This is a genomic window from Haloferax gibbonsii ATCC 33959, assembly GCF_000336775.1.
In the GTDB taxonomy this organism is placed as follows: Archaea; Halobacteriota; Halobacteria; order Halobacteriales; family Haloferacaceae; genus Haloferax; species Haloferax gibbonsii.
This window is the reverse complement of record NZ_AOLJ01000008.1, coordinates 1-6,043: the sequence shown is the minus strand read 5'-3', so window position 1 is coordinate 6,043 and position 6,043 is coordinate 1. Positions and strand designations below refer to the sequence as shown.

General features: G+C 55.3%; 7 protein-coding genes and 1 pseudogene. 5 read left to right on the top strand and 3 right to left on the bottom strand.

What is annotated here, in order from left to right; translation table 11 throughout:
• The first annotated feature begins 262 nt into the window (after positions 1-262).
• From C454_RS20905 to C454_RS02770, 3 genes are all read left to right on the top strand, one after another.
• Positions 263-778: a DUF7342 family protein gene (locus C454_RS20905; protein ID WP_081605180.1), complete on the top strand. Its 516-nt coding sequence runs from the start codon at positions 263-265 to the stop codon at positions 776-778.
• 567 nt (positions 779-1,345) lie between these two features.
• A complete protein-coding gene (locus tag C454_RS02775; RefSeq protein WP_004972481.1) occupies positions 1,346-1,738 on the top strand; it encodes a hypothetical protein in 393 nt (130 codons plus the stop codon).
• Positions 1,739-1,776: 38 nt separating this feature from the next.
• Entirely contained in the window at positions 1,777-2,034 is a 258-nt protein-coding gene (locus C454_RS02770) for a hypothetical protein (protein ID WP_049904934.1), read from the top strand.
• Positions 2,035-2,171: 137 nt separating this feature from the next.
• Here C454_RS02770 and C454_RS02765 read toward each other — a convergent pair whose 3' ends face one another.
• From C454_RS02765 to C454_RS02755, 3 genes are all read right to left on the bottom strand, one after another.
• A complete protein-coding gene (locus C454_RS02765) occupies positions 2,172-3,161 on the bottom strand; it encodes a Cdc6/Cdc18 family protein (RefSeq protein ID WP_004972475.1) in 990 nt (329 codons plus the stop codon).
• 855 nt (positions 3,162-4,016) lie between these two features.
• On the bottom strand, positions 4,017-4,316 hold the full coding sequence (locus C454_RS02760; protein WP_049904933.1) for a hypothetical protein: 300 nt from the start codon (positions 4,314-4,316) through the stop codon (positions 4,017-4,019).
• A complete protein-coding gene (locus tag C454_RS02755; protein WP_004972471.1) occupies positions 4,309-4,503 on the bottom strand; it encodes a hypothetical protein in 195 nt (64 codons plus the stop codon). Before C454_RS02755 ends, C454_RS02760 begins: the two co-directional genes overlap by 8 nt.
• Before the next feature lie 216 nt (positions 4,504-4,719).
• On the opposite strand from C454_RS02755, the gene C454_RS19735 reads away from it, so the two are divergent.
• Both C454_RS19735 and C454_RS02750 read left to right on the top strand, forming a co-directional pair.
• Entirely contained in the window at positions 4,720-5,010 is a 291-nt protein-coding gene (locus C454_RS19735; protein ID WP_004972469.1) for a toxin-antitoxin system TumE family protein, read from the top strand.
• 21 nt (positions 5,011-5,031) lie between these two features.
• Positions 5,032-5,451: pseudogene (locus C454_RS02750) on the top strand (HVO_A0114 family putative DNA-binding protein); the annotation flags it as partial.
• Positions 5,452-6,043 lie beyond the last annotated feature (592 nt).

The window sequence follows — 6,043 nt, the reverse complement described above, 5'->3', positions numbered from 1 at the left end:
GGTTTCAGACGAACCCTTGTGGGATTGAAGCTGGCCGGGATCGCGAGCGTGGCCGGCGTCACCGATGAGTTTCAGACGAACTCCTGTGAGATCACACTCGGTTGACGAACTAGAACTATCTCTTAGAGGACGGAGACGGGTAAAGCGTATTTTCTATGTAGTCGATGTGTCCTCAGACCCATCACCAAACGAACAGTATCCTTTGAAACACCTATATTTCTAACCTAGTGGATATATGTTCACGCGTCTCGTAGAGCCGAGTATGCCCGACGAAGATCAGAACGACTCCCGCAATTCGATGACCCGTGGTGAGCGAATCCGCGCCGCCGCCCGGACGCTTCGAACGCCTCGGACTGCGTCGTGGGTCGCGAACGAGACAGAGACCTCCGTCAAAACGGCACAGAAGTACCTCAACCAACTCGTCGAGGACAACGTCCTCCGGAAGATCGAACAGGGAGATCAGACACTCTACTGCGTTGACCAGCTGATGGCGACCTACCGAGAGGTCGCAGCACTCCAGCGAGAACACAGCCGCGAGGAGTTGACGGATGCTCTTGATTCGATGCGGAGCAAGATTACGGACTGGAAGCAGTCATACGACGTCGAGACACCAGGAGAGCTCCGAGCAAGTATCGCAGACGCCGACGATGACGACGATGTTGAGACACGTCGCGAAGTCGCTAGTGAATGGGAACACCTTGCTGACCGTGTCTCTATCGTCCGGGCGGCGCTCAACGAGTACGACTGGGCGACCAAGCGAGATTTCATCTCCGCGTGACGAAATGGGGTTATCAGGAACTATCGACAGTTCGGTCTACGAAGGGTTGAAAGACGTCCTGCAGCGACATCCTGCGATCACGTCAGTAGCTTACGAACCGGATAGCATCGTCAAGAAGTTCATCCAAGCACAGGTCGACCCCAATCGGGTTGTGCCGACGACTGGTCCAAAGCCACCGACACTCGACGTTGAGTGGCGGTTCGTTGGGGACGACCCGGCGTTTCGGGTACATTACGCAGACCCGAATACTGGGTTCAACTGTGGGNCGACACTCGACGTTGAGTGGCGGTTCGTTGGGGACGACCCGGCGTTTCGGGTACATTACGCAGACCCGAATACTGGGTTCAACTGTGGGTGGCATCGCGACGACGATCACCCTGAACTCGGAGCAGTTCACTTCCAGCATTATGTTCCGGAGCTGGGAGAGACCAATCACGAGCCTGCACAGTTTGAGAAGCAGATTCCGACAGAGATACTCTGGGCTATTCTGGATCAGTTGTTTCAGGAACGACTTCCAGAGCTCACAATGGAGGAATTAGAGTTGGAAGACGAGCGAAACCTACGGCGATGACCACTGAACTATCGAGCTACAAGATCAGGTACAGACCGACTCGAGAGACGTTCAACAGCGGATTCACAATCGAGGGTGGAACCACGCTCAGGCTGAGTAATAACTCGAGGGACGACACCCAGAAACGAGATACTGCGGACTGCCTCGCGGAGCGCATCCTTGACCACGAACGAAGGTACGAGTATTCTGTCTGGGAACACGGGAACTACTTCGTCTTTGACAAAGACACCGGCGAACCGTTCGAGATCACGGTTGAGGATGAAGATATCTATCTCCATGCAAAAGCAACGACCACGTCTACTACGTTCCGCAACTTCTGTAGTTTAGTGTTCGAAGCGTTCGACTCGGCCTATGCTCTGCAAGAGAACTCTCGAAGGCTGAGGTCGTGAGATTGTTGTTTTTATTATAGTTCTGCAAACAGTGCTCCATGAGTCGTGTGAACCGGTCTATTTTCGTTGTTGACGAGGTTTCTCCGAATAATATTTGGCTGACAATGGAGGGGCAGTCAGCTATTCCTGTCGCTGTCGAGCGGACCGATAGCGCTTACTCAGACCAATTAGCCGAGACGATTGAAGACCTCGAAGAAGGCGATGAGATCAAAGCGCAATTAGAGAGTAAAGATGAGTTGAATACTGTCTGGCGGTTTAACGACATCTCCAGTAAAGACACACTCCCTGACTTTTGAGAGGCGCCCACTAGCTGGCCTAGTGTCGGCTATATTCTGCACATCGTCTGACTATTGTTGTGGCCGATACGCCCTCAAGGAGTCGACCGAAAATACTCAATAAGTTCCTTTTCAGTCAGTTCTCAAAACAGGCTAAATCACAACCCCACGTACCGTCGTCCGTTCGTCTCCCCGCGCGCTTCCACCAGGTTGTAATCGGCCAACTTCTGCAGGTCACGCCGAAGCGACCGCGCCGCCCGTTCTTCACCCGATTCCTCGATATACAGCGGTCGCAACTCGCCCATCTTCAGCGGGCCATGCTCGCGAACGAGTTCCAGCAGCGTCGCTTCGTGGACCTTCAACTGACTCGTCGTCTTCTGACGTAACTCGCCACGTGCCAACGGAACCGCCTCGTCGACGACGGCCGACGTGATCACATCATCACCGGCCAACTTCGAGGCGCGATAGAGCGACCGAATCGACACGCGAGCGTCGCCGGCGGCGTGGTCGGCGATTCGTTCGAGAATCTCCGTCGGCACGTCGTACTGCAGTCCCTCCCGAACCCGTGCATCGAGAATCTCGACCAGCTCCGAGATACGGTAGGGCTCACAGTAAATCCGAACGCCCGAGCGGAACCGCGAGTGAACCCGCTCGTCCATCGAGGCGAACAGCTCTTCTTCGCGATTCGTGATCAACACGAGCGTCAGTTCTGGAATCGCATCCAGACTGTACAGCAGGTCCGTCTCGTCCAGGCGGTCGACTTCGTCGAGGATGACAACGTACGGTTTGTCGACCGACTCCCGAAGCCGAGTCAGGATCATGTCGTGGGCCGTCGACCGTCGGTGGAGGTCCCACACCGTCCCGACCTCCGAGAGAATGTCGTAGAGGACGACCCACGGCCGGTGGTCGTCCCAGCAGTTGACGTACCGAGTAACGACGTCGGCCTCGGCTTGGAGCTGCGCGAGTCCGAACCGCGCGGTCGTCGTCTTCCCCACGCCGGAGGGCCCGGTGACGATGGTGTTCGATCCCGAATTCCCGTCGAGAATGGGTGAGAGAGCCGTCGAGAGGAGATTTAACTCGTGGTTCCGGTGGACGAGATCGGCGGGCACGAAGGCGTCGACGTCGAATACTTCCTCTCGGGCGATCATTTTGCTGGAGATATCGATGTGGGGGGTACTTAATCGGTAATGAGGGCTGTCCGAATTGGCCGAATCAAGTGTTTGTACACCCACAATTTCTCCCGGAACAACACGCTCGAATCGCAATCGAATCGCGGATGCATGGGGTCGAACCGAAGCACGGTTGTTTCGCGACGCAATCGAACGAACCCATAGTTCGAGTCGAGCGGCCCCACAACTGGCAGTAGCGACGAAAGCGAGGGTGTTCAGAACGCGTCGAACCAGCACACACAGATGCTGCGTCACACCCGAAATCGGGACGCAATCGCGTTCTGAAATCACCCGATACACCCCACTTTCGTTGGGGTGTACCGGCGATTCGGGGGTTTGAGGAGGTCGATTCGACCCGCTCAGGTGCCCGTTTGAGCGGCGTCAAGACACGTGTTGTCGAAGCTACAAAGCCGGGAGAGGACGCTCTAACCCACAAATCGAGGGATTTGGATTCGTATCGAGTGTGGGACCCTCGTTTTCGCCGGCGAATTTCTACACCCATGGTCGGGAATTATCGGGTACACCCTTGCGGGAACTTGGCGTCCATGTACACCCGTGAATTCCGGGGGTGTAGCGTCCCTCAACCCGAAATCGGTGTTTGAAAAGGGGGTAGAAAATCCGACTCCAAGATCATGAACACCGATGATAGATACTGTGTCTAACGAGGGCTATGAATCAGTTCCACTGGTGGCCAGCGTAGGGAGACGATCGACCTTCCATTCAACAACTCGAACAACAACATCGGTGCCGCTGCACCGTAGCCTGTGAGATTAACCTCCTCCCGCGCTGAGTCGCGAGGATTCCTACCGCTGGATTGGGATACTTAATAGATTGTCAGAAACCGTATCGCTTGTGGGCATCGTCGATTGGTAGTATTTCGAGGACGCGAACCTCTTTTTCGTCTTCCAAGACGGTGTAAATCGCTGTGTAGGTCCGTGAGACGTGCATACGGAACCGATCACGTCGCCCGTCGATGGGCAACTTCTCTTTATCGCCGCGTCCTCGCCCTTGATATGGGTTCTCGCTCAGGTATCCCAGCTTCTCCTTGCAAATTCGTGTCGTCTTCTCATCGGCGACACTCAAGAACTCGCATGGTTGATCAGCAAGAAAAACAGCGTAGTCGTCCTCAGACAGCCTCGAGGGAGGTTAGATCATCACTGTCTGCGTCCTCCAGCTCTTGGAAGCGCTTTTCGAGGTCTTCACGACGACGACTTTGTGCAAGCTCCTTGAGGAGATCGTCGTATGTCTGCCCCGGCTTTTTCAGTTCGTGAAGTTCTTCCCGAGTCTCTTCGGTCACCGGGATTCGTTTGTCAGCGGACATGCGTTGTAAGGACGTATCGCCTTGACAGTGTTATCCGTTTTGTCACTCACGACTCGACGAGTCGATACCGTTCGAGCGCACCGAGATACCGACGGTGGGTCGCCTTCGATCTCGGCACGGAGATGTGCCCTTGGCACCCAGACCAATGGCTAGAGTTATGCCATTGGTCCACGTACCAATGGCTGAGGATGGCCTCGCTGACCGACGACGACCTTGATGGNCCCCGACGGAACTGTGGTTCGAGTGTTCTGCATGCGAACCTCAGATGATGCGTACCCATCTGGGTGGGCCTACAAGCTCCACTACGGTGCGATACAACCAGACTCTGAACGCACTCTCAAGGATGGAACGATTCGTCGGTACGATAACTCACACGAAGACACAAAAGGCCACGAACTCCACGTCGCGCCGAACCCTGACCCAGAGATCATTGAGTTCCCCGGAATCGTCGAACTCTGGGAGCGGTTCTGGAGCGAGATACCGAAATCGGAGTTTGAACTCAAGTGAGGCCATCCGAGGGAGGTCCCAATGTCAGATACTGTGCCACCGCTGCACCCGATGGAACGTGAACTACTCGAAGCCGAATCGACACTCGTCGTTACAGTAAAATCGGACCGAGAGTTCGAAGAGGACGTTACCGAGAGTCTCACCGCTCTCGCAGATGGCGACTCTGTAGACTCCACACCGACGATTTCATTCACAAGCTATGATGACCTGATGGCTACGCTAACCCCGCGAACGCTTGACCTCATCAAAGCTGTCCGTCGGGAAGAACCATCCAGCATCAACGAGACGGCCCGCGTAGTCAACCGTGACGTGAAGAACGTCCACGAAGAGCTCAACCGTCTCGCTCGATTGGGTGTCATCTTCTTCGAGCAAGAGGGCCAGAGTAAGCGACCAGTCGTCTGGTTTGATGAGTTAGTCATTAACCTTCCATTCGACATGGAGAANGTCATCTTCTTCGAGCAAGAGGGCCAGAGTAAGCGACCAGTCGTCTGGTTTGATGAGTTAGTCATTAACCTTCCATTCGACATGGAGAACAACGACACAGCCGCAGCAGCGTCGTGAGACTACGGCTCAACGAGTCGATACCGAGTCCCCCGCGTCGCCCCCTCTTGTTTGATGAGTCGGTCCCGTTCGAGCGCACCGAGATACCGACGGCGGGTCGCCTTCGATTTTGGTACGGAGATATGTGCCTCGTACGCTGCGTGATGAGGTAGACGAGACCTCACCGTAGCGCTTGACGATGTCGTAGCGGAGTCGCTTGTGCGTCGATAATCGACCGCGATGGACACCGAAATCCTTCAGGAAAACTATCACGAGGCAGTCAGTATTGCTGAAGAACAGTATCTGGTGTTTTTGCAGTAGCGAAGTGGGTTATCCACGGGCATGCCCCGAGGGGAGTACTCCCTGCCGTAATAGCCAACTACGAGCCGCGAGTGGACTCGCTCACGATGTCGGTCGAATCGTACGGTCCCACTCGTCCAGACCCACTCACTCGGTTCATGGCCGCCTGCCAAGGTGCTGGTATCGCCTCCAT

Excerpts from the sequence above, each read along its gene's own strand:
- C454_RS20905 (WP_081605180.1), top strand. The coding sequence starts at position 263 with ATGCCCGACGAAGATCAGAACGACTCCCGCAATTCGATGACCCGTGGT.
- C454_RS02775 (WP_004972481.1), top strand. The coding sequence starts at position 1,346 with ATGACCACTGAACTATCGAGCTACAAGATCAGGTACAGACCGACTCGA.
- C454_RS02770 (WP_049904934.1), top strand. The coding sequence starts at position 1,777 with ATGAGTCGTGTGAACCGGTCTATTTTCGTTGTTGACGAGGTTTCTCCG.
- C454_RS02765 (WP_004972475.1), bottom strand. The coding sequence starts at position 3,161 with ATGATCGCCCGAGAGGAAGTATTCGACGTCGACGCCTTCGTGCCCGCC.
- C454_RS02755 (WP_004972471.1), bottom strand. The coding sequence starts at position 4,503 with ATGTCCGCTGACAAACGAATCCCGGTGACCGAAGAGACTCGGGAAGAA.